At 74.8% G+C, this 20,059-nt stretch carries 20 protein-coding genes; 3 read left to right on the forward strand and 17 right to left on the reverse strand.

Annotated elements, in window-relative coordinates; translation table 11 throughout:
• Positions 1 to 103 precede the first annotated feature (103 nt).
• The 3 genes from ACFVVX_RS28380 to ACFVVX_RS28390 form a co-directional block, all read right to left on the reverse strand.
• The gene (locus ACFVVX_RS28380; RefSeq protein ID WP_387949587.1) at positions 104 to 2,422 is read right to left on the reverse strand and encodes an acyltransferase family protein; all 2,319 of its coding nucleotides are present in this window, start codon (positions 2,420 to 2,422) and stop codon (positions 104 to 106) included.
• Between the two features lie 229 nt (positions 2,423 to 2,651).
• Positions 2,652 to 4,385, reverse strand: coding sequence for a glycosyltransferase family 2 protein (locus ACFVVX_RS28385; RefSeq protein ID WP_387949589.1), 1,734 nt, complete (start codon positions 4,383 to 4,385; stop codon positions 2,652 to 2,654).
• 130 nt (positions 4,386 to 4,515) lie between these two features.
• Positions 4,516 to 5,376, reverse strand: a complete 861-nt coding sequence (locus ACFVVX_RS28390) for a helix-turn-helix domain-containing protein (protein ID WP_387949591.1) — start codon at positions 5,374 to 5,376, stop codon at positions 4,516 to 4,518.
• Between the two features lie 116 nt (positions 5,377 to 5,492).
• Between ACFVVX_RS28390 and ACFVVX_RS28395 the strand changes: the two genes are divergently transcribed.
• Positions 5,493 to 6,266: an SDR family NAD(P)-dependent oxidoreductase gene (locus tag ACFVVX_RS28395; protein WP_387949593.1), complete on the forward strand. Its 774-nt coding sequence runs from the start codon at positions 5,493 to 5,495 to the stop codon at positions 6,264 to 6,266.
• A 73-nt stretch (positions 6,267 to 6,339) separates the two neighbouring features.
• Here the strand turns inward: ACFVVX_RS28395 and ACFVVX_RS28400 are convergent, their stop codons facing one another.
• Positions 6,340 to 6,915: a GNAT family N-acetyltransferase gene (locus ACFVVX_RS28400; RefSeq protein WP_387949595.1), complete on the reverse strand. Its 576-nt coding sequence runs from the start codon at positions 6,913 to 6,915 to the stop codon at positions 6,340 to 6,342.
• 425 nt (positions 6,916 to 7,340) lie between these two features.
• Here ACFVVX_RS28400 and ACFVVX_RS28405 point away from each other — a divergent pair, with 425 nt between their 5' ends.
• Positions 7,341 to 8,252: a lysozyme gene (locus ACFVVX_RS28405; RefSeq protein ID WP_387949597.1), complete on the forward strand. Its 912-nt coding sequence runs from the start codon at positions 7,341 to 7,343 to the stop codon at positions 8,250 to 8,252.
• Between the two features lie 190 nt (positions 8,253 to 8,442).
• On the opposite strand, the gene ACFVVX_RS28410 is transcribed toward ACFVVX_RS28405, so the two are convergent.
• The 3 genes from ACFVVX_RS28410 to ACFVVX_RS28420 form a co-directional block, all read right to left on the reverse strand.
• Positions 8,443 to 9,648: a cytochrome P450 gene (locus ACFVVX_RS28410; protein ID WP_387949599.1), complete on the reverse strand. Its 1,206-nt coding sequence runs from the start codon at positions 9,646 to 9,648 to the stop codon at positions 8,443 to 8,445.
• Between the two features lie 91 nt (positions 9,649 to 9,739).
• On the reverse strand, positions 9,740 to 9,958 hold the full coding sequence (locus ACFVVX_RS28415) for a ferredoxin (RefSeq protein ID WP_387949601.1): 219 nt from the start codon (positions 9,956 to 9,958) through the stop codon (positions 9,740 to 9,742).
• A gap of 218 nt (positions 9,959 to 10,176) precedes the next feature.
• The gene (locus ACFVVX_RS28420; protein WP_387949603.1) at positions 10,177 to 10,395 is read right to left on the reverse strand and encodes a hypothetical protein; all 219 of its coding nucleotides are present in this window, start codon (positions 10,393 to 10,395) and stop codon (positions 10,177 to 10,179) included.
• Positions 10,396 to 10,460: 65 nt separating this feature from the next.
• On the opposite strand from ACFVVX_RS28420, the gene ACFVVX_RS28425 reads away from it, so the two are divergent.
• Entirely contained in the window at positions 10,461 to 10,796 is a 336-nt protein-coding gene (locus ACFVVX_RS28425) for a hypothetical protein (protein ID WP_387949605.1), read from the forward strand.
• A 25-nt stretch (positions 10,797 to 10,821) separates the two neighbouring features.
• Here the strand turns inward: ACFVVX_RS28425 and ACFVVX_RS28430 are convergent, their stop codons facing one another.
• The 10 genes from ACFVVX_RS28430 to hypA form a co-directional block, all read right to left on the reverse strand.
• Complete coding sequence (locus tag ACFVVX_RS28430; RefSeq protein ID WP_387949606.1) at positions 10,822 to 11,763, reverse strand: NAD-dependent epimerase/dehydratase family protein; 942 nt, start codon at positions 11,761 to 11,763, stop codon at positions 10,822 to 10,824.
• A gap of 63 nt (positions 11,764 to 11,826) precedes the next feature.
• Positions 11,827 to 12,717: an aminoglycoside phosphotransferase family protein gene (locus tag ACFVVX_RS28435; RefSeq protein WP_387949758.1), complete on the reverse strand. Its 891-nt coding sequence runs from the start codon at positions 12,715 to 12,717 to the stop codon at positions 11,827 to 11,829.
• A gap of 180 nt (positions 12,718 to 12,897) precedes the next feature.
• Positions 12,898 to 13,146: a hypothetical protein gene (locus ACFVVX_RS28440; protein WP_387949608.1), complete on the reverse strand. Its 249-nt coding sequence runs from the start codon at positions 13,144 to 13,146 to the stop codon at positions 12,898 to 12,900.
• Positions 13,147 to 13,242: 96 nt separating this feature from the next.
• On the reverse strand, positions 13,243 to 13,650 hold the full coding sequence (locus ACFVVX_RS28445; RefSeq protein WP_387949610.1) for a hypothetical protein: 408 nt from the start codon (positions 13,648 to 13,650) through the stop codon (positions 13,243 to 13,245).
• A 222-nt stretch (positions 13,651 to 13,872) separates the two neighbouring features.
• Entirely contained in the window at positions 13,873 to 14,970 is a 1,098-nt protein-coding gene (gene hypE, locus ACFVVX_RS28450) for a hydrogenase expression/formation protein HypE (RefSeq protein WP_387949760.1), read from the reverse strand.
• A 7-nt stretch (positions 14,971 to 14,977) separates the two neighbouring features.
• On the reverse strand, positions 14,978 to 16,102 hold the full coding sequence (gene hypD, locus ACFVVX_RS28455) for a hydrogenase formation protein HypD (protein WP_387949612.1): 1,125 nt from the start codon (positions 16,100 to 16,102) through the stop codon (positions 14,978 to 14,980).
• Positions 16,099 to 16,473, reverse strand: a complete 375-nt coding sequence (locus ACFVVX_RS28460) for a HypC/HybG/HupF family hydrogenase formation chaperone (RefSeq protein WP_387949613.1) — start codon at positions 16,471 to 16,473, stop codon at positions 16,099 to 16,101. Before ACFVVX_RS28460 ends, hypD begins: the two co-directional genes overlap by 4 nt.
• A gap of 14 nt (positions 16,474 to 16,487) precedes the next feature.
• Positions 16,488 to 18,812 (reverse strand): carbamoyltransferase HypF, encoded by a 2,325-nt coding sequence (gene hypF, locus ACFVVX_RS28465; protein WP_387949614.1) that lies wholly within the window; start codon positions 18,810 to 18,812, stop codon positions 16,488 to 16,490.
• Complete coding sequence (gene hypB, locus ACFVVX_RS28470; protein ID WP_387949616.1) at positions 18,809 to 19,651, reverse strand: hydrogenase nickel incorporation protein HypB; 843 nt, start codon at positions 19,649 to 19,651, stop codon at positions 18,809 to 18,811. The genes hypF and hypB overlap by 4 nt, the downstream gene beginning before the upstream one ends.
• Positions 19,652 to 19,656: 5 nt before the next feature.
• Positions 19,657 to 20,028: a hydrogenase maturation nickel metallochaperone HypA gene (hypA, locus tag ACFVVX_RS28475; RefSeq protein ID WP_387949618.1), complete on the reverse strand. Its 372-nt coding sequence runs from the start codon at positions 20,026 to 20,028 to the stop codon at positions 19,657 to 19,659.
• Between the last annotated feature and the right edge of the window lie 31 nt (positions 20,029 to 20,059).

Genomic DNA, 20,059 nt, shown 5'->3' on the forward strand with positions numbered 1-20,059 from the left:
ACCCGGCAAACCCGCCACCCGGCCCCCGCACCGCGGGGGGGGCCCGGCGTCGGGTGACCCACGGCCCGCGGGCCCCCGCCACCGAAGCGCGCTTCCGCGCCGCTCACCCCTCCGGGAGCAGCCCCCGGTCCAGCCGGGGCACCAGTACCTGGGCCACGGTGTTGGTGATGTGCCCGGTGTCGCGGTACAGCACCACGCCCTCCAGTACCGCCGGGCAGTCCGGCCCGGTCCCGGGGCACAGCAGCGGGCCGAGGTCGAGCACCCGGACGCCGTACCGTGCGGCGAGCCCGCCGTCGATCACCGGGTCCGGCTCGAAGGCCGATTCCCGCGGGAAGAAGCAGGCGTCGGAGCGGCCGTCCGAGGCGGCCAGACAGGTCGGGATGTCCTTGCCGGGCATCGGCGTGTCGCCCAGGTAGGCGAGCGGTGCGCCGACGGCGGAGAGCCGGTCCAGGGTCCGGGTCCAGCCGTCGGCCCGTTCCGCCTGGGCGCCGTACCGGTTGAGGCCCGCCATCAGGATCAGCCGCGGCCGGGGGCCGGTGGCCAGCCGGGTCAGGGTGTTCTCGCGCCAGCGGTCGCACTCCTCGAAGGTGCGGCCGAGGACGTTGTTGCGCACCGTCAGGGTGGCCAGCGGGCAGCCGGGCTTGACCAGCACCTCCAGGGCCCAGTTCCGCCGCTCGGCCATGCCGAGCGCGCCCGAGATCCACTGGCCGGCGTGCGAGTCGCCGATCAGGACGATCCGGTCGGGGCTGGCCTCGTTGCCGAACAGGCAGCGCGGGCTGTTCTCGGCGCCGAGCGGGATCTCGCAGCCCTTGCCGGGCGGGAAGTCCTCCCGGGCGCGGGCCAGCGAGGGCGTCAGGGTGAGCACCCGTGTGCCGGGGGCCAGCAGGGCCGGGCCTTCCGCCGCGCCGGCCGGGGCGCTGACGGGTGCGTCGGCGCTGCCGAGGGCGCGGACCGTGCCGCCGCCGAGGGTCAGCCCGGCGATCAGCGGGATGACCAGGGCGCTGGCGCCGACCGCGAGGCCCCGGCGCGGGGCCGGGCTGCTGCCGTAGCGCAGCGGCTGCTCGACCAGCCGCAGGGTGAGCCAGGCCGGCAGGGCGCTGGCCGCGGTGAGCGCGACCAGAGTCGTCCACGGCAGGCTGCCGTACCGGGCCTGGGCGATCGTCAGGACCGGCCAGTGCCACAGGTACCAGGCGTACGAGAGGCGGCCGGCCGCGCGCAGCGGAGGGGTGTCGAGGAGCCGGCCGACGTCGGTGCGGCCGAGTGCGCGGTGCGCGGGGCCGGCGAGCAGGACGGCGGCGGTGCCGAGGACGGGGAGCAGGGCGGCGCTCCCGGGGAAGGGGGTGTTGCGGTCGTAGTGGAAGACGGCGACCAGGACGGCCGCCGCGCCGCCCCAGCCGAGCAGGCGCAGCGCCCAGCCGGTGGCCTGGCCCGCCCGTCCGGCGCGGGGCAGCCATCCGGCCAGCGCCGTGCCGAGCAGGGCGGCGCAGGCTCCGGCGGCGAACTCCCAGAGCCGGCTGGCGGTGGAGAAGTAGCCGAGCGGCGCGGAGCCGGCCGTCCAGCGCACGCACAGCAGCAGCGAGACGCCGCCGATGGCGACGGTGGCGAGGGTGATAGCCGCGGTGCGGTGGCGGCCGCGCAGGTAGCGGGCGAGGCCGAGCAGCAGCACGCCCCAGAGCAGGTAGAACTGGTTCTCCACGCCGAGCGACCAGAAGTGCTGCAGCGGGCTCGGGTCGCGTTCGGCGGCGAGGTAGTCGGTCTGCTGGCCGACGAACCGCCAGTTGGCGAACTGCCCGGCGGCGGCGATCAGGTCGCGGGCGAGGTCGGTGCCGCGCAGCGGGTCGAGCAGTGCGCCGCCGGCGGCGGCGGTGGCGACCAGGACGACGGCGGCGGCCGGCAGGATGCGGCGGGCCCGGCGGGCGGCGAAGTCCCACAGGCCGATGGGGCGGCCGATCAGCACGCCGGTGATCAGGAACCCGGAGATGACGAAGAAGACGTCGACGCCGACGTAGCCGCCGGTGAAGGCGGGGACGGCGGCGTGGAAGGCGAGGACGGACAGCACGGCGACGCCGCGCAGGCCCTCGATGTCGGGGCGGAAGGACGCCCGCTTGCGCGGTTCCTCGGTGGCGGTCGCCAGGGCGGTGCCCTGAGCGGTCACCAGGGTCGTGCCCGGGGCGGGCGCCGGTTCGGCGGCGGACGCAGGCTCGGTGGCGGGCACCCGGTCGGCGCGGACCGCCTGCGCGACGAGCGCGTTCGAGACGAGGTCCCCGGCGGCGAGGCCCTCGGCGGCGCGGTCCGTGGCGGCGACGGCCGTGGGTGCGGCAGCCGGGGATGCGGCAGTCAGGGGTGTGGCAACAAGGGATGTGGCAGTAAGGGGTGTGGCGGCGCCTGACGTCGAGGCGCCGGCTGGTTCGGCCGTTGACACGGCGGAGCTCCTTGCAGGGGGCTGGCAGCGGTGGTGGGGCCGCCGGGCCGATGGGGCGGCCGGGCGGCGGAGTCCGCGCCGGTGGGGCGACGCGCAAGGAAGGCGGAGCGAGCAGGGCTCGGGCTGTCGGCAGGGGTCGGGCAGCAGCACGGGGGCCCACGGAACCGGCGGCCGGGTCGGCCTCCCGGGTCGTCTCGCGACCCTCCGTCAGAACATCAGCGGGTCAGCGTCAGAACATCAGCGGGTCCGCCCACCCGGAGGCGAGCACGCCGCAGAGCAGCAGCACGGCGGTGACCGCGACCGCCTCCGCGTGACCGAAGCGCAGGTCGGAGGTGCGCCGGGCGGGCGGGGCCACGTCGGGGACCGCGACGGTGGCGCCGTTGCCACCGCGCAGCAGCGGCCACAGGGACCGGATGAGCGGGATCATGGTGTAGGCGGTGAGCGAGAGCAGGGCCGTCAGCGCCCAGTACGGCTGCCAGCCGTGCAGCGCGATGGCCCGGGCGAGTCCGGCGGCACCGGCGAGGATGACGAGTCCGAGCCAGCCGACGCCGATCCGGGCGACCGTCCGCGCCAGCGAACTCCCGCCGGAGACCGCACCGGTGGGCACCCATTCGGCACTGCGGCGGCGCACCGCGTGCGCGATGGCGACCACGTGGCAGAGTCCGCCCAGGAGTTGGACCCGGGTGACCTCGAACCGCCAGCGGGTGCGGGACATCGCGGGCAGCAGCACGAGGGCGACCCAGATCGGCGGCAGGAACGGCAGGACCTGCCAGGGCTCGATCTCCTCGGGCGCGAAGAACAGCATGATCAGCGCCGGCAGCGGGATGGCGAAGACGTTCACCGCGCTGGTGAGGTAGCCGAGGATGCCGTTCCAGAAGCAGAGCCGGGCCGAGCGGGAGAGCGGGCCGCGCCGGAAGCCGGGGTCGCTCACCAGGGCGAGCGAGCCGAGGCACCAGCGGTACTGCTGGCTGATGAAGGCGGGCAGGCCGGTGGGGGACATGCCCTTGGCGACCAGCGCGGGCACGTACCGGGTGGTCCACCCGGCGCGGGCCAGCGAGAGGCCGGTGTAGAGGTCCTCGCTGTGGTCGATCTCCGCGAAGCCGCCGACCCGCTCCAGGGCCGCCCGCCGGTAGAGGGCGTTGGTCCCGCAGCAGACGGTGCCGTCCTGGGCGTCCCGGGAGGGCTGGATCCAGCGGTAGAAGATCTCCTGCGTCGCGCCGGCGGCCCGCTCCAGCCAGGACATGTCCGGGTCGGTGTCGAAGCACTGCGGGCTCTGCACGATGCCGACCTCGGGGTTGTCGAGGTAGGGCACCAGGTGGTTCAGGAAGTCGGGGCGCGGGCAGAAGTCGGCGTCCAGGACGGCGATGATGTCGCCGTTGCCCTCGGCCAGGCCGTGGTTGAGGTTTCCGGCCTTCTTGAACCGGCCCCGGTCGGGGCGGGCGCGGTACTGGAAGCCGTAGGACTCGGCGAGTTGGCGCACCTCGGGTCGGGCGGCGTCGTCGAGGACGATGACGGTCAGCGCGCCGGGCCAGCGGACGGCGGCGCAGTGGCGGTAGGCGTTGTCGAGGACGGCGAGCGGCTCGCCGGCGGTCGGCAGCAGCACGTCCACGCCGGGGTACCGGGCGGGCCGCCAGGCGCGCATCAGCAGGTCGTGCGAGTCGCGGGTGAAGCGGCGGGCGCGCTGACCGTCGGTGAGGGAGAGCAGCCAGGTGACGGCGTTGAGCACGGTCATCACCAGGAAGGGCCAGAGCAGCGGCCGGCTGAGCGCGAACAGGCCGAGCGTCGCGGTGGCACCGGCGTAGGAGAGGGTGGCGCAGAGCAGCACCCATCGGCGCTGCGGGCCGAAGTACCAGTAGAGCTCCTGGTCGTCGGGTGGGCTGGGCAGTCGGAGGGACGCGTCGACGGGTATCCGGCGCGGACCGGTGTCGAGTGCGGGCATGGCGGTGCCATGGAGTACGGGCATGCGGAGATAGCCCCCCTGGGCTTGGACGGAACGTGGCCGTTCGCGCCCCAGCCTCTCACATTGGCCTAGACCAATCGTTAACGAGGTATGACATCTTCGCGTTGCCGCAGGTCAGGACTTTGACGAAGCGTCACGATCGATCGCTCGTGGAGCGTTCCTCCAGTGCCGCGCGGAAGACCTGCCGGGCCCGGCTGCCCGGCGGGGCGAGGCAGACGAACACGTGCCGGCCTTCCTCGGGTAGGGCGAGCACGGTGTACTCCAGCACCTCGGCGTCCAACTCGGGGTGCCGGACGTGCAGTCGGCCCTGCCGGGGCGGGCCGGCCCGGTGACGGTCCCAGAGCGCCGCGAACGCCGGGCTCTGCGCGGACAGCTGCCGCACCAGGGCCGCCAGCGCCCGGTCGCCGGGACGGTCGGCGTGGTGCGCGCGCAGGCCCGCCACCAGGTCGGCGCCGATCGAGCCCTCCAACTCCCGGTTGGCGGGCGTCTCGTCACCGTACGGGCAGCAGAACACCTGCCAGAGCAGGTTCCGTTCGTGCGGCGGGCGCTGCTCGGGCCAGGCCATCAGCAGACCGGCCGGGCGGTTCCAGGCGAGCAGGTCGAAGCTCGGGCCGGTGACGAACGCCGGTGCGGCGTCCAGGGTTTCCAGCAGCGCCAGGGTGGCCGCGGAGAGCGCGGGAGCCTCCTCGGCGGGGGTCACCGGTCCGGTCGTCCGCTGCCGCTGGTGCTCCGCCAGCCGGTGCAGGTAGGCCCGTTCGGGGGCGGCCAGGTTCAGCGCCTCGGCGATCCCGTCCAGCACCGGGCCGGTGGGGACGCGCTGGCGGCCCTGCTCCAACCGCGCGTAGTAGTCCGCCGAGATGCCCGCCCGCACGGCCACCTCCTCGCGGCGCAGACCGGGCGTGCGGCGGCGGCCGACCGCGGGCAGGCCCGCCTCGGCGGGCGCGAGGCGACGGCGGCGGGCGCTCAGGAACGCGCCCAGCGGGGTCTCGGACATGCGCCCACGCTGCCACAACCGCGCGCCCGCAACCAGGACCTGGCAGTCCCAGGCTGGGCCGGCCGCGGAAGGACCGGCCACTGGTACCCCGCCCCCGCCGGCGGCAGGCTCGGGGCATGGGACTTCTCGACGACAAGGTCACGATCATCACCGGTGCCGGACGCGGCATCGGCGCCGCCGCCGCGCGGCTCTTCGCCCGGGAGGGCGCCCTGCTGGTGCTGGCCGCCCGCACCGGGGCCGAGGTGGAGGCGCTGGCAGCCGAGCTGCGGGCGGGCGGCACCCCGGCGGTGGCGGTGGCCGCCGACCTCACGACCGCGGACGGCGCCGAGCGCACCGTGGCGGCCGCACTGAGCGCGTTCGGGCGGCTCGACGCGGCCTTCGACAACGCCGGTTCGGGTCCCGTCCCCGCGCCGCTCGCCGAGCGCAGCGAGGACGACTGGGACGAGGTGCACGCGCTCAACCTGCGGGGCAGCTGGCTCTGCCTGCGCGCCCAGCTACGGGTGATGGCGGCGGGCGGGCGCGGCGGGTCGGTGGTGCTGAACAGCGGCGTGGGGGCGCTGGTCGGCGGCTTCGGCGACGGTGTCCAGCAGGCCGCCAAGCACGGCCTGGCCGGGCTGGTGAAGGCGGCGACCGCCGACTACGCGGGCCACGGGATCCGGGTCAACGCCGTCGCGCCGGGCGTGGTCCGGACGCCCGCGACGGAGGGGTTCTTCGCCGCGGGCCCGGAGTTCGAGGAGACGGTGGCCCGCTCCACCCCGCTCGGCCGGCCCGCCCGGGACACCGAGATCGCGGAGGCGGCGGCCTGGCTGCTCAGCGACCGCGCCTCCTACGTCGCCGGGGTCACGCTCCCGGTGGACGGCGGGATCACGGCCACCTGGCGGCTCTCCTGACCCCGGCCGCCCTCTCCCGCCCCGGCCGGGGTCAGCCGCCCCGACGGCCCCGAGCGCACCGACCGGACGGGACCTACTCGGCCGACCCCTTCGAGAGCGCCTTGGTGAGCGTCTCGAACCGCAGGTCCGGCCGCAGCGGGACCCCGAAGCGCTCGTCCCCGTACGGGAAGGGCGTGTAGCGGCCGGTCCGACGGAATCCGCGGCGCTCGTACCAGGCGATCAGGTCGGACCGCTGCTCGATCACCGTCATCTCCAGCTCGCCGACGCCCCACTCCTCGGCCGCGACCCGCTCGGCCTCCGCCAGCACCAGCCGCCCGACGCCGCCGCCCTGGCGGCCGGGACGCACCGAGAACATGCCGAAGTAGGCGCGCTCGCCGCGGCGCTCCAGCTGGCAGCAGGCGAGCAGCTCGCCGGCCCGCTCGGCCAGCAGCACCACGCCGTCGGCGTGGGTGACGGCGGCGGTGACGCCCTCGGCGTCGGTGCGCTGCCCCTCCAGCAGGTCGGCCTCGGTGGTCCAGCCGGCCCGGCTGGAGTCGCCGCGGTAGGCGGACTCGACGAGCTCGACCAGGGCGGGGACGTCCGCGGTGGTCGCGGTCCGGAAGTCGAGGTCCTCGGTGGTGGTCCGGGTCTCGTGGGGCGTCTCGGGCATCGGTGGTGCGGTCCTTTCCGTCCAGCGGTGGTGCGGGCACGCGAGGAGCACGGCCCCCCGGCATCGTGCCACAGGGCCCGGACCGCCCCACCGGCCGGTCGGCCGCCCCGGCCGCTGCCCCGAGCAGCGCCGAGCGGCCCTGCACGGAGCCCCCTCGCCCCCCGCACGACCCCGTCCCGCCCCGCCCCTCCCCGCAGGCGAACCGGAGGCGGCCACAGGCCGACCACCGCCCGACCGGACGGCGAACTCCGCCCGCACCCCGATCTCCCAAGTCACCCTGAGCGGAGCACACGTGACGATCGTTCAGGACGTGACGCGCGAGGCCTGGCGGCCCTGGCGGGTACATGGCTACTCTCTCAGCGGCCGCACTACCCGGCCGCCAACCAGCCCTCACGGGCCACCAGCACCGGACCAGAGGAGTGTTCATGCCCAGCACTTCCCGCTCCGCCAGGCTCCACCCCCGCCACACCGCCCGACGCCGGCTGTCGGCCCTCGGCTCCCTCGCCGCCGCCGTCGCGCTGGTCACCGGCCTCGCCGCCCCCGCATCCGCCGCCGAGCCCACCGCTCCGGCCGAACAGCCCGAACAGGCCGCCCTCGCCGAACAGGGCGCGCAGCGCCCCGTCCTGCACCCCGACCTCGACTTCGCCGGCTCCACCGTCGCGGCGCACGAAGGCAGAGCCGGCACCCCGGGCGCCCTCGCCCTCAGCGTCACCCAGACCCCGGGGCTGGACGTCGCCAGCTACCAGGGCAACGTCAACTGGGCCTCGGTCAAGGCCAACGGCGCCCGCTTCGCCTACGTCAAGGCCACCGAGGGCACCACCTACACCAACCCGTACTTCACCCAGCAGTACAACGGCTCCTACAACGCCGGCCTGATCCGCGGCGCCTACCACTTCGCCCTGCCGGACCGCTCCTCCGGCACCGCCCAGGCCAACTGGTTCGTCGACCACGGCGGCGGCTGGTCACGCGACGGCAGGACCCTGCCGCCCGCCCTCGACATCGAGTACAACCCCTACGGCGCCACCTGCTTCGGCCTCGGCCAGAGCGCCATGGTCAGCTGGATCCGCTCCTTCAGCAACACCGTCCACACCCGCACCGGCCGCTATCCCACCATCTACACCACCACCAACTGGTGGTCGACCTGCACCGGCAACAACGGCGGCTTCGGCACCACCAACCCCCTCTGGATAGCCCGCTACGCCTCCTCCGTCGGCACCCTCCCGAACGGCTGGAGCTACCAGACCATCTGGCAGTACGCCGACTCCGGCACCTTCCCCGGCGACCAGAACGTCTTCAACGGCGCCTACGACCGCATCCAGGCCCTGGCCAACGGCTGATACCGCGGGAACCCGTCCGGGCCGAGCTCAGGAGAAACGATTCCTCGCCCGGCCCGGACGGACCCCGGCCCGCCCGCTTGACGTCTACGTCGGCACCGTCACCGCAGCCGCTCGCGTCATCCGGCTCCGCACATGATCGCCCGGACAGCTCCGCCTGGTACTCCGGTGGGAGTTCTCCGTCGGGCCCCGCTCACCAGGTCACGGGCAGTGACCGCATCCCGTAGATGAACGACTCGGTGCGGAACTCGCGCTCGCCGGCCGGCCGCAGCCCCGGCAGCCGGCGGAACAGCGTCTCCAGGGCGATCTGGAGTTCGGCGCGGGCCAGCGGCTGGCCCAGGCACTGGTGCACGCCGAAGCCGAACGCCAGTTGCCGCCGGGCGTCCCGGTACAGGTCCAGCTCGTCCGTCGCCCGATGGCCGGCGCCGCCGAACACCGCCTCGTCCCGGTTGGCGGTGGAGAGCATCGCCATCACGCCCTCCCCGGCCCGGACGGTGACGCCGCCCAGCTCCACGTCCTCCAGCGCCACCCGGGGCAGGCCGGTGTGCACGATGGTCAGCAGCCGCAACAGCTCCTCCACCGCGCCCGGCAGGGTGGCCGGGTCGGCCAGGCCGGGGATCTGCTCGGGGTGCTCCAGCAGCAGCGCGGTCGACAGCGCGATCATGTTCGCGGTCGTCTCGTGCCCGGCGACCAGCAGCAGCACGCCCATGGCGGCCGCGTCGTCCGGGGTCAGGTCGTCCCGCGCCGCGAGTCGGCTGAGGACGTCGTCCTCCGGCTGTGCGCGCTTGCGGGCCGTCAGGTCGCGCAGATATTCCAGGACCCCCTCCTGGGCCTCCCGGAGCTGCTCCACGGTGCTCTCCCGGTTGAGCATCGTGCGGCTCAGGCTCTGGAAGCGGTCGTGGTCCTCGTACGGCACGCCGAGCAGCAGACAGATCACCAGCGAGGGCACCGGCAGCGCGAACTCGGTGACCAGGTCGGCCGTGGTCCGGCCCGCGGTCATCCGGTCCAGTGCCTCGTCCACGATCCGCTGGATCTCCGGGCGCAGCTCCTCCACCCGCTTGACCAGGAATTCCCCGGTGAGCATGCGGCGCTGGCGGGCGTGCTCGGGGTCGTCGAGCCGCAGGAAGTCCGGATTGTCGGTGATCAGCTCGCGAGCGCCGGCGATCAGCAGCGGGAAGGACGGGTGGCGTATGTCGGCGCTGAACCGGCGGTCGGACAGCACGGTGCGGACCTCGGCGAAGCCGGTGACCAGCCAGCATAGGTCGCCGTCGGGCAGCTTGGCCCTGGTCACCGGCCCGGTGGCGGCGGCCTCGGGGTACGCGGGCGGCGGGCCGAAGGGGCAGCCGCCGGAGTGCCGGGCCGGCAGTGGGAGGACGGGGGTGGTGGGTGTGGTGGTCAAGGCGGGGGTCTCCTCACGTCGCGGGTGTTCTAGTGGGGTTCGGGGCCCGGGAAGGTTCCCGGCGGCCTGCGGGGCCGGCGGCGGGGGTCCGTCAGGCCCCGGCCCGCGCGGGCTCGTCCCCGGTGACGGTGATCGCCCGGCCCGGGCAGAGCTCGGAGGCGAGTCTGACGTCGTCGAACTGCTCGGGCAGCAAGACGGTCTGACGGAGCCTCACGAGACTGTCCCGGTCGTCCTGGTCGAAGACCGCGGGGGCGTTCGTCACGCACATGCCGGAGCTGCAGCAGCGGTCCCGGTCGACGCTCACCTGCATGTCGGGCACCTTTCGCCAGGGCGGCGCCGACTGCCCGGCGGCCGCCTCTCGTTGTCACGGTCAACCTAGCCATCGCTGGTCCGTTCACGGAGGGGTTCGGTGGCCGGATCGAGAATGGCTGATTCGGCCCCCGTGCGTGAACCCCCGTTGCGGCGCAGTGCGTTTCAACCCGCGGTACTTCGCCGGACGGGTCGGCGGACCCGTCCGCGCGGACGGCCTCACAAGCCTTCGGCGGTGGCCAACTCCCGTACGGAGGCCACCGGGTCGGCCTCGGCGGCGCTCCTGTCCGGCCGGTGGCGCACCACCCGGGCGAACCGCGGGGCCGCCCCGGCGGGGTAACGGGGGCTGCGCCGGAGGCCGTCGGAGGCGACCTCGACGACCGGTTCCGGCCGGACCAGCACCATCCGGGAGTCCCGCCCGGTCTCCCGGGCGGGCAACTCGGCGGTCTGCCGGGCGAGCGTCCGGTCGGTCCGGGTTCGCCGGTCGCCCGGGCCGTCGCCAGGTGTTCCCGGATGCCGGTCGGCCCGCTGTAGCCGAAGGGCCGCAACTGGGGTGCCAGGATGGCGAAGTAGCGCTGGGCCTCGAGCGCCTTGTCGTAGGGGCGGCCCGCGTAGCTCATGCCGGCATCGTCGCCGCCACCGGCACCCTCCCCGGCCTGCTCGCCCCCTTCCTCACCGGCCGGCTCCTCGACAGCGCGGCCGACGCCTCCGCCGGCTACCGCACCGCCTTCCTCGTCGCCGCCCTGGTGATGGCGGCGGCCGGAGCACTCGCCCTGATCGCCATCCGCCCCGAGCGCGACGCCCGCCGCCTGGGGCTGGACGCGCCCGGCCGCCCGTGACGCCTCCGGGCCGCCCTCGCCGCCGTCATCCAGCCGTGGCCAGGCGCGTACGCCACCAGTCCACCGTCGCCCCGACCTGCTCCTCGACGGGGGTGGCCCGGACGGTGAACTCGGCCTCGTAGGCGCTGGAGTCGACGACGAACGGGCGGTCGAACTGGTAACGGACCTCCTTCAACTCGCGGATCAGCGGGGAGAAGAGCGACGCCACGCCCAGCACGGCCGGCGAGAGCCTGCGCACCGCGACCGGTCCCGTCCCCGACCGGGCGGCCAACAGGTCGACCATCTCCCGGACGGACCGCGCGGGCCCCGTCGGGACGTGCCAGGCCCGTCCCCAGGCCCGTTCCTCCCCCGCCGCCTCGACCAGGGCCCTGGCCACGTCGGGGAGGTAGCTCCAACTGTGCGGGGCATCCGGATCCCCGAGCGTGGAGACCGGCTTGCCGCGAAGCAGCCGCGGCACGACCCGTCCGGCCAGGTATCCGCCATCGGTCACGCCGGGGCCGAAGAAGTCCGAGGCCCGCACCTCGACCGCCCTGATCCGGCCCTGCTCGTGCAGGGTCCGCGCCTGCTCCCAGACGGTGGCGCGCACCCGCCCCTTGGGTCCGGTGGCCGCGAGCGGCAGTTCCTCGGTCATCGGGCCGTCCACCGGACCGTATCCGTAGAGGTTGCCCAGCATGACCAGGACGGCCCCGGTCGCCTCGGCCGCCGCGCCGACCGACGAGGCCAGCGCCGGCCACTCACCCGCCCAGCGGTGGTAGGGCGGTGCGGCACAGTTGAGGATAGCGGCCGCGCCCTGCGCCGCCTCGGTCAGTGCGCCGCTCCCCGCCGCGTCCGACGCGACGTGCTCCAGGCCCGGTTCCGGGCTCCGGCCCGACCTGGTGACGACCCGGACGGAATGGCCCTGCTCGGCCAGCAGCCGGGCAGTGGCCGCCCCGGCGGGCCCGAATCCCACAACGACATAAAGGCTCACTCCGGCACACTAGCGCGCGTGTGCGGGTGGTCCCACGTCAGGGGCCGTGGCCCGTCCGGACGTTCAGGCACCGCCGTGGATGTCGGCGAGGGCGTCGGCCGCCGCGCGGTGGCCGACGCCGGCGAGCACGGGGTTCGTGACGCGGTAGTGGTGCTCGGCGACGAGCCCGAAGCACAGCGCCCAGCCGCGCCCCCGGGCCCAGGTCGCGTCGTCCAGGCCGGCCTCCGCACGGAACAGCTCGCGCGTCCCGGGAGTCAGGAGGGTCCAGGCGGCCATCATGTCGCACGCCGGGTCCCCGGAGCCGACCCCGCCGAAGTCGATGACGGCGCTGAGCCGGCCCTGCCGGGCGAGCAGGTTCCCCGGCTGGAGGTCGCCGTGCAGCCAGACGGGAGGCCCCTGCCACTGCGGAAGGCGCAGCACGTCCTCCCACGCGGCGGTCGCGGCGGTCGCGTCGACGATTCCGTCGGCGCCCAGGTCCCGGATCGCGGCGCGGACCTCCTCGTCGTTCGGACCCAGCGGTCCGCCACGGAAGGACGGTGGTGCGCCGGTGGCGTCGACGCTCCGCAGCGCCGCGACGAAGCGCCCCAGCCGGACGGCGGCATCCCGCAGCTCCACCAGGGGCTCGTCGAAGAGGTCCCGACCGTCGAGCCAGCGGTACACCGACCACGGTGACCCGAAGCCCTCACCCGGGACGCCCTGGCCGAGCGGCACCGGCACGACCAGCGGCAGGTGGGGTGCGAGGCGCGGCAGCCAGCGGACCTCCTTGGCTATCTGCTCGACGGAGGCGGGAATCCGCGGCAGCCGGACGACCAGCTCGGCTCCCAGCCGGTACATGGCGTTGTCCGTACCGGCCGAGCGGACCTTCGTCACGGGGAGGTCCGCCCACTGCGGGAACTGCGCGGCGATCAACCGACCGACGAGCGCCTCGTCCGTCTCGACCTCATCGACATGCATCGTCACGCCGGGCACCTCCTCTTCGTCGGGGCGGGCCTGACCAGTGCTCACCACCGCACTGCACCCGCGGAGACGGGAGCCTACGCACCCCGTTCGATCGAGCGCCAACGGTTTTCCCGATCCGTCGGCCCGCACCGGGTGGCGGTCTGCCCGACCGCCACCCGGGCCGGCAGGCGGGGCTCAGCGCAGCCGGGCGGTCAGCCTGCGGAGCGCGGAGGGCAGAGCGCCCGGCCGACGGTCGGCGCGGTCGGCGGCCCGGCCCGTGGGCGGTCGCTCGAACCCGGTCTCACCGACGGGCGGTTGCCCGGCGAACAGGTCGGCCGACGGGGCGGAGGGCTTGTTGGCGGACCGGCCGGCGGACAGCGCCGCGCTGCGGGCGGCCTCGGCGCGCACCAGCGCGCCCATGGCCGTGTAGACGTCGAAGGGCATGACGGAACTCCTGCGGTGTGAAGCTGACGGTGGACGCACGGGGCGCGGCCCGGGGGCGGACGGGGGTCGACCCCTTCGATCGCGGCCCGAGGCCTGTCAGCAGCGCAGGACGACCCCTCGCCCGGCGTCGGGGCGGGCACGGTCGGTGTGCCGGTCGGCGGCGGGACCGGGAGAGGACCGGGGTGCGGGGCCCACCGCCGAGCGGGGCCCGGGAGTGAGCAGGCCCGGCAGCGGCGCGCGGGAGTGGCCGACCCGGTGCGTGGAGGCGCCGGCCGGGGCGTTGCCGTGGTCACGTCGGCGTTCGCCGGGCTCAGGGCAGTCGTCCGCGTCGAACGGCACGGCGGGGGCGGCGGGGAGCTCCTCGGCCGCGGTACAGCGGTCCAGCGCGAGCCGGTGCAGGGAGTCGGCGGTACCGGCCCCGGTCACCAGGGCGATGACGGCGGCCAGCAGCACCGCGAGCGCGCAGCGCGTCGCGGAGCCACCGATCCGAGCCGTACGCCCCATTGCGGAACCCTCCGACGACATCCCTGTCCAGCCAACCGCCTGCCGCTGCCGCCACGCGCCCGCCTCACCCGAAAGGGCACCGGAATTCACTCCTCCGGGTCGGCGGACGCGGGGCGCCAGCGGGGCGGCACAGGCCGGGCAGCACAACCGGCCCAGCACAGGCGGCCCGGCGCGGGCGGCCCGGCGCGGGCGGCCCGGCGCGGGCGGCCCGGCGCGGGCGGCTCAGCAGATGCGGGGCAGCTGCTCGCCCAACGGGAGGTCGACGACCCGGGTGCCGCCCAGCGGTGTCCGGGCGACGACCATGCTCGGGTGGTCGGCCACGCATTCGCCGATCACGGCCGCCCCGGCGCCCATCGGGTGCGCCCGCATCGCGGCGAGCACCGCCTCGGCCGCGTCCCGCGGCACGAACGCGACGAGTTTGCCCTCGTTGGCCACGTACATCGGGTCCAGTCCGAGAATGGCGCAGGCGTTGGCGACCTGGTCCGGGATCGGCACCCGCCGCTCCTGGACGACGACGCCGACCCCGGCCGCCGCGGCGATCTCGTTGAGGGCCGCGGCGAGTCCGCCCCGGGTGGGGTCGCGCAGGACGTGCAGGTCCGGGGTGACGGCGAGCATGGCCTCGACCAGCCCGCCCAGCGGCGCGCAGTCGCTCTCGATCTCCACGCCGAACTCCAGGCCCTCCCGGACGCTCATGATGGCGACGCCGTGCAGTCCGATGGTCCCGCTGACGATCACCACGTCCCCGGGCTCGGCACGCTGGGGGCGGATGTCGACGCCGTCCGGGACGATGCCGATCCCGGCGGTGTTGAGGTAGATCCCGTCCCCGTGTCCGGCCTCGACGACCTTGGTGTCACCGGTCGCGATCTGGACCCCCGCCGCCCTGGCCGCGCGCCCGATCGCCTGGGCGACCCGGCCGACGACCGCCGTCTCGACGCCCTCCTCCAGGATGAACCCGCAGCTCAGGTAGGCGGCCCGGGCGCCGCTCATGGCGAGGTCGTTGACGGTGCCGTTGACCGCGAGGTCGCCGATGCTGCCGCCGGGGAAGAACAGCGGGCGAACGACGTAGGAGTCGGTGGAGAAGGCGAGCCGGGCGCCGCCGAGGGTGAGCACCGCGGAGTCGCCGAGGCCGGAGAGGATCCGGTTGCCGAAGGCCGGCACGAAGATGTTCTCCACCAGTTCGGCGGACATCGCACCGCCCCCGCCGTGGCCCATCACCACCCGGGGGTAGTCGCGCAGCGGGAGCGGGCAGCTCCAGCCCGAGAAGTCCGGCGCCTCGACGCCCGCATCGACGAGCGGATCGGTGATCGTCTCGGTGAGGATGTCGCTGTCAGCCAACGGGGCTCGCCTCCCGGGGAACGGCCGGCACACCGAGCCGGCGGTAGAGGTAGTACGCGGCGCAGGCACCCTCGTTGGAGACCATCGTCGCGCCGAACGGGGTACGCGGGGTGCAGGTCGTGCCGAAGGCCTCGCACTGGTTCGGCTTGATCAGCCCCTGCAGCACCTCGCCGCTGCGGCACTGCGAGGGCTCGCGGGTGTTGATGCCGGCCACGTCGAAGCGGTACTCGGCATCGTGGTCGCGGTAGCGCTCGGACAGCCGCCAGCCGCTCTGCGGGATGACGCCGATACCGCGCCACGCCCGGTCGGCCACCTCGAAGACGTCCTCCAGCATCGCGCGGGCGGCCGGGTTGCCCTCGTCGCGGACGGCGCGCCGGTAGGCGTTCTCCACGGTGTGCTCACCCCGCTCCAGCTGGCGCACGGCCCGCCGGACGCCCTCCAGGATGTCGAGCGGTTCGAAACCGGTGACCACGAGCGGCACCCGGTACCGCTCGGCGAGCGCCGGGTACTCCCCGGTGCCCATCACACTGCACACGTGGCCGGCGGCCAGGAAGCCCTGCACCCGGCAGTCCGGGGACTGCATGATCGCCTCGATGGCCGGCGGGACCCTCACGTGGGAGACCAGCATGCTGAAGTTGCCGATGCCGTGCTTCCGCGCCTGGTGCACCGCCATGGCGTTGGGCGGCGCCGTGGTCTCGAACCCGATGCCGAAGAACACCACCTGCTTGCGCGGGTTCTCCCGGGCGATCCGCAGCGCGTCGAGCGGCGAGTACACCACGCGGACGTCGCCGCCCTCGCCGCGCACCCGGAACAGGTCCCGGTCGGTTCCGGGCACCCGCAGCATGTCGCCGAAGGAGCAGAAGACCACGTCCGGCCGGGAGGCGATCTCCAGCGCCTTGTCGATCACCTCCAGCGGGGTGACGCACACCGGGCAACCCGGGCCGTGGATCAACTCCACCTCATCCGGGAGGAGTTGGTCGATCCCGTGCCGGATGATGGTGTGCGTCTGGCCGCCGCAGACCTCCATCAGCGCCCACGGCCTGGTCACGGTGGCCCTGATGTCCTCGAGCAGGCCGCGGGCCAACTCCGGGTTGCGGAACTCCTCCAGGTACTTCACCGCCCCGCCTCCTCGATCGCCTCGGCACCGGCCGGGCCGGCAACCGCACCACCAGGACCCGCACCACCAGGACCCGCACCACCACCAGCACCGGGGACGCCGGCCGCACCCGCAGCCGCCTCCCACGGATCGCCGAACTCCTCCTGCAGGAGACCGAGTTCGGCGAAGAGCTCCAGCGTCTTGAGAGCCGACTCCTCGTCCAGCCGCTGCAGCGCGAACCCGACGTGCACGATCGCGTAGTCGCCCACCACGAGGTCCGGCAGGTACTCCAGGCAGACGTCCTTGACGACACCGCCGAAGTCCATGACCGCCATCCGGGTGCCGTCGCGTTCCTCGACGTCCACCACTCTTCCAGGCACCGCCAGGCACATGGGCGCCCCTCCTCTCAGTCGGCCGACCGCGCGGCCACCATGAGCTGGCCCAGAGCCAGCCCTCCGTCGTTGGGCGGCACCCGGCGGTGGCGCAGCACGGTGAAGCCGTCCTCCCGCAGTCCGCGCGCACAGGCCGAGAGCAGTACCGCGTTGGCGAAGACGCCCCCGGTGAGCGCGACCGTCCGCACGCCGTGCCGGTCCCGGGCCGCCGCGCACCAGGACCGGACCAGGGCCGCCACCCCGGCGTGGAAGCGTGCCGCGATGAGGCCGGCGGGGGCTCCGGAGCGCAGGTCCGCGACCGCCGAGCGGAGCACCGGTGCCGGGTCCGCCAGCAACGGCCCCGCGGAGGAGCGCAGTTCGAAGGCGTAGCCGTCGGCCGGGCCGTGCGCCTGCGCCGCGGCCTCCAGCTCGATCGCCGCCTGGGCCTCGTACCCCGCCCGGTGGCACACCCCGGCCAGCGCGGAGACGGCGTCGAACAGCCGGCCCATGCTGGAGGTCGGCACGCAGTTCAGTTCGAGCTCCAACTGGCGCTCCAGCACCAGCCGTTCGTCGTCCGGGCAGGCGCGTACGCACGCCAGGTCGGGCGTCCAGGCAATGCCCGCCGAGCGCAGGTGCGCCAGCGCCACCCGGTACGGCCGGGCGACCGCGGCGTCGCCGCCGGGCAGCGGCACGTAGGCCAGGTGCCCCAACCGCTCGAAGCCGTCGTAGTCGGCGAGCAGCAACTCGCCGCCCCAGACGGCGCCGTCGTCCCCGTAACCGGTCCCGTCGAAGGCCACCCCGAGGACGGGCTCGGTGCCGTCGAGTCCGTGCTCGGCCATCACCGAGGCGATGTGCGCGTGGTGGTGCTGGACGGGGAGCACCGGCCGGCCCTGTGCCGTGCGCCGGGCGAGTGCACCGGACCGGTAGCCGGGGTGCCGGTCGCAGACCAGCAGTTCGGGCTTGACCCCGGTGAGGGCGCCCAGGTGCTCCACGGCCCGCCCGAAGGCGTCGAGGGTGGCCAGGTCGTCCATGTCCCCGATGTGCCCGGACAGCCAGGCGTCGCGGCCGTGTGCCAGCGCGAAGGTGTTCTTGAGGTCCCCGCCGACCGCCAGGACCGGCCGGACGGGCCGGGGGAGCGGCAGCGGCAGCGGCGCGTGGCCGCGCGACCGGCGGAGCGTCAGCGGCTCGCCGTCGACGACCCGGATCACCGAGTCGTCGCAGGGGACGTGGATCCGGCGGTCGTGCAGGAGCCAGCCGTCCACCAGCGGGGCCAGCCGATCCCGGGCCTCGCGGTCGTCGGTGACGATCGGCTCGCCGGAGAGGTTGGCGCTCGTCATCACCAGCGGCCCGGCGCCGGGAGGATCGCCGGGCAGTCCCAGCAGCAGGTGGTGCAGCGGCGTGTAGGGCAGCATCACCCCGAGGTCCGGGCTCCGCGGGGCCACCGCGTCCGCGAGCGTCTCCCCGGTCGGAGGGCGGCCGGCGGCGCGCCGCAGCAGGACGATCGGGCGGACCGGTCCGGTGAGCAGCTCCCGCTCGACCGGTCCGACGCAGGCCAGCGCCTCGGCCTCCTCGATCGAGCGCGCCATCAGCGCGAACGGCTTGTCGGCGCGGCCCTTGCGCCGCCGCAGGGTCGCCACGGCCGCCGGGTCGGAGGCGTTGCAGGCCAGGTGGTAGCCGCCGAGGCCCTTCACCGCGAGCACCGCCCCGTCGGCCAGCATCCGCCGGGCCCCTGCCAGCGCCTCCTCCCCCGCCAGGGCCGGGCCGCCGGGGCGGACGAGGGAGAGCCTCGGCCCGCACGCCTGGCAGGCCACGGGCTGGGCGTGGAACCGCCGGTCGGCCGGGTCGCGGTACTCGCGGGCGCAGTCCGGGCACATCGGGAACCCGGCCATCGTGGTGGCCGCCCGGTCGTACGGGAGCGCGGTGACGATGGTGAACCGCGGGCCGCAGTTCGTGCAGGTGATGAACGGGTGCCGGTGGCGCCGGTCCCCCGGGTCCGCGAGCTCCCGCAGGCAGTCGGCGCAGGTCGCGGTGTCCGGCGGGATCAGGGCCCGCCGGGGCCCGCCGGACAGCGAGGCCACGATGGTGAACCCCGGTGCCCCGGTGGCGCTCAGCGGCCGGTGCTCGACCGCGGTGACCTCGGCCAGCGGCGGGGCGTCGGCACGGACCCGTCGGCAGAAGGCGTCCAGCGCCTCGACCGTGCCCTCGATCTCCGCCACCACGCCCTCACCGGTGTTGGTGACATGGCCCGCCAACCCGAGTTCGGTGGCCAGGGAGAAGACGAACGGCCGGAAGCCCACCCCCTGGACGACTCCGCGCACGGCGAGCCGCCGGCGCTCGGTCGCGGTCGGACCTGTCGTCAAGACCGGCCCGCCGACGTGTGCGCGTGCTCGTGCGTGTGCCCGTCCCCGTGGGTGTGCCCCGCACCGTCCCCGTGGGTGTGCCCCGCACCGTCCCCGTGATCGTGATCGTGATCGTGCCCGCCCCCGTGCCCGTCGCCGTGATCGTGCCCCGGCGCGCAGGCCAGCACCGGGCGGTGCACCGGCCCGCCGGCGAGCACCGCGAGCGCACGCTCCAGCAGTTCGCCGCGCCCCTGCCCGGTGCGGGCCGAGTTGAACAGCACCTCCACACCCGGGTTGACCCGCGCGACGTTGGCCAGGAACCCCTCCCGGTCGAACTCGGCCGCCTCGGCCAGGTCGGTCTTGGTGACCACCACCAGGTTGGCCAGGCCGAACGCCGTCGGGTACTTGAGCGGCTTGTCCTCGCCCTCGGTGACCGAGGCCAGCGCCACCCGCAGGGACTCGCCGAGGTCGTAGGAGGCCGGGCAGACCAGGTTGCCGACGTTCTCCACGAACAGCAGCCGGGTGTCGGCGGGCAGCCAGCCTGCCAGGTGGCCGCGGAGCATGGCCGCCTCCAGGTGGCACAGCCCGTCGGTGAGGACCTGCTTGACCGGCATGCCCGAACGGGCCAGCCGCAGCGCGTCGTTCTCGGTGGCGAGGTCCGCGGTGAGCGCCGCGACCGGCACCCCGCGCTCGCGCGCCAGCGTCAGTTCGGCCTCCAGCAGCGCCGTCTTCCCACTGCCCGGACTGGACAGCAGGTTGACGGCCACGCAGCCCCGTTCGGCCAGCTCGGCACGCAACTCCTGTGCGCCGGCGTCGTTCTTGGCGAGTACGGCCTGGTGCAGCTCGACCATTCGGCACATGGTGTTCAGCCCTCCCGGACGATGGCCGAGTGGTCCGCCCACTCGGCGCTGAGGATCCGCAGCTCCCGACCGGACAACAGGGCGACCTGTCCGGAGGAGCAGTGCGGGCAGGTGAGGTCCGGGGGCATCCCGACCGCCCACTCGGTGTCGCAGCCGCTGCAGCGGGCGCACGCCGGCACGGTCTCGGTGACCAGCTCCGCACCGGCCACCACCGTGTCCGTACAGGCCAGTTCGAAGCAGAAGGCCAGGGCGTCGGGCACCACTCCGGCGAGTTCGCCGACCTGGAGCCGGACCGACCTGACCTTGTCCGCACCGGCCTCGCGGGCGGCCTGGGCCACCTGGTCCACGACGGCCGCCGCGATGGACATCTCGTGCATCGGCCTCACTCCCGGGTCGCTGGACAGCCGC

This window comes from Kitasatospora sp. NPDC058170, assembly GCF_042883905.1.
In the GTDB taxonomy this organism is placed as follows: Bacteria; Actinomycetota; Actinomycetes; order Streptomycetales; family Streptomycetaceae; genus Kitasatospora.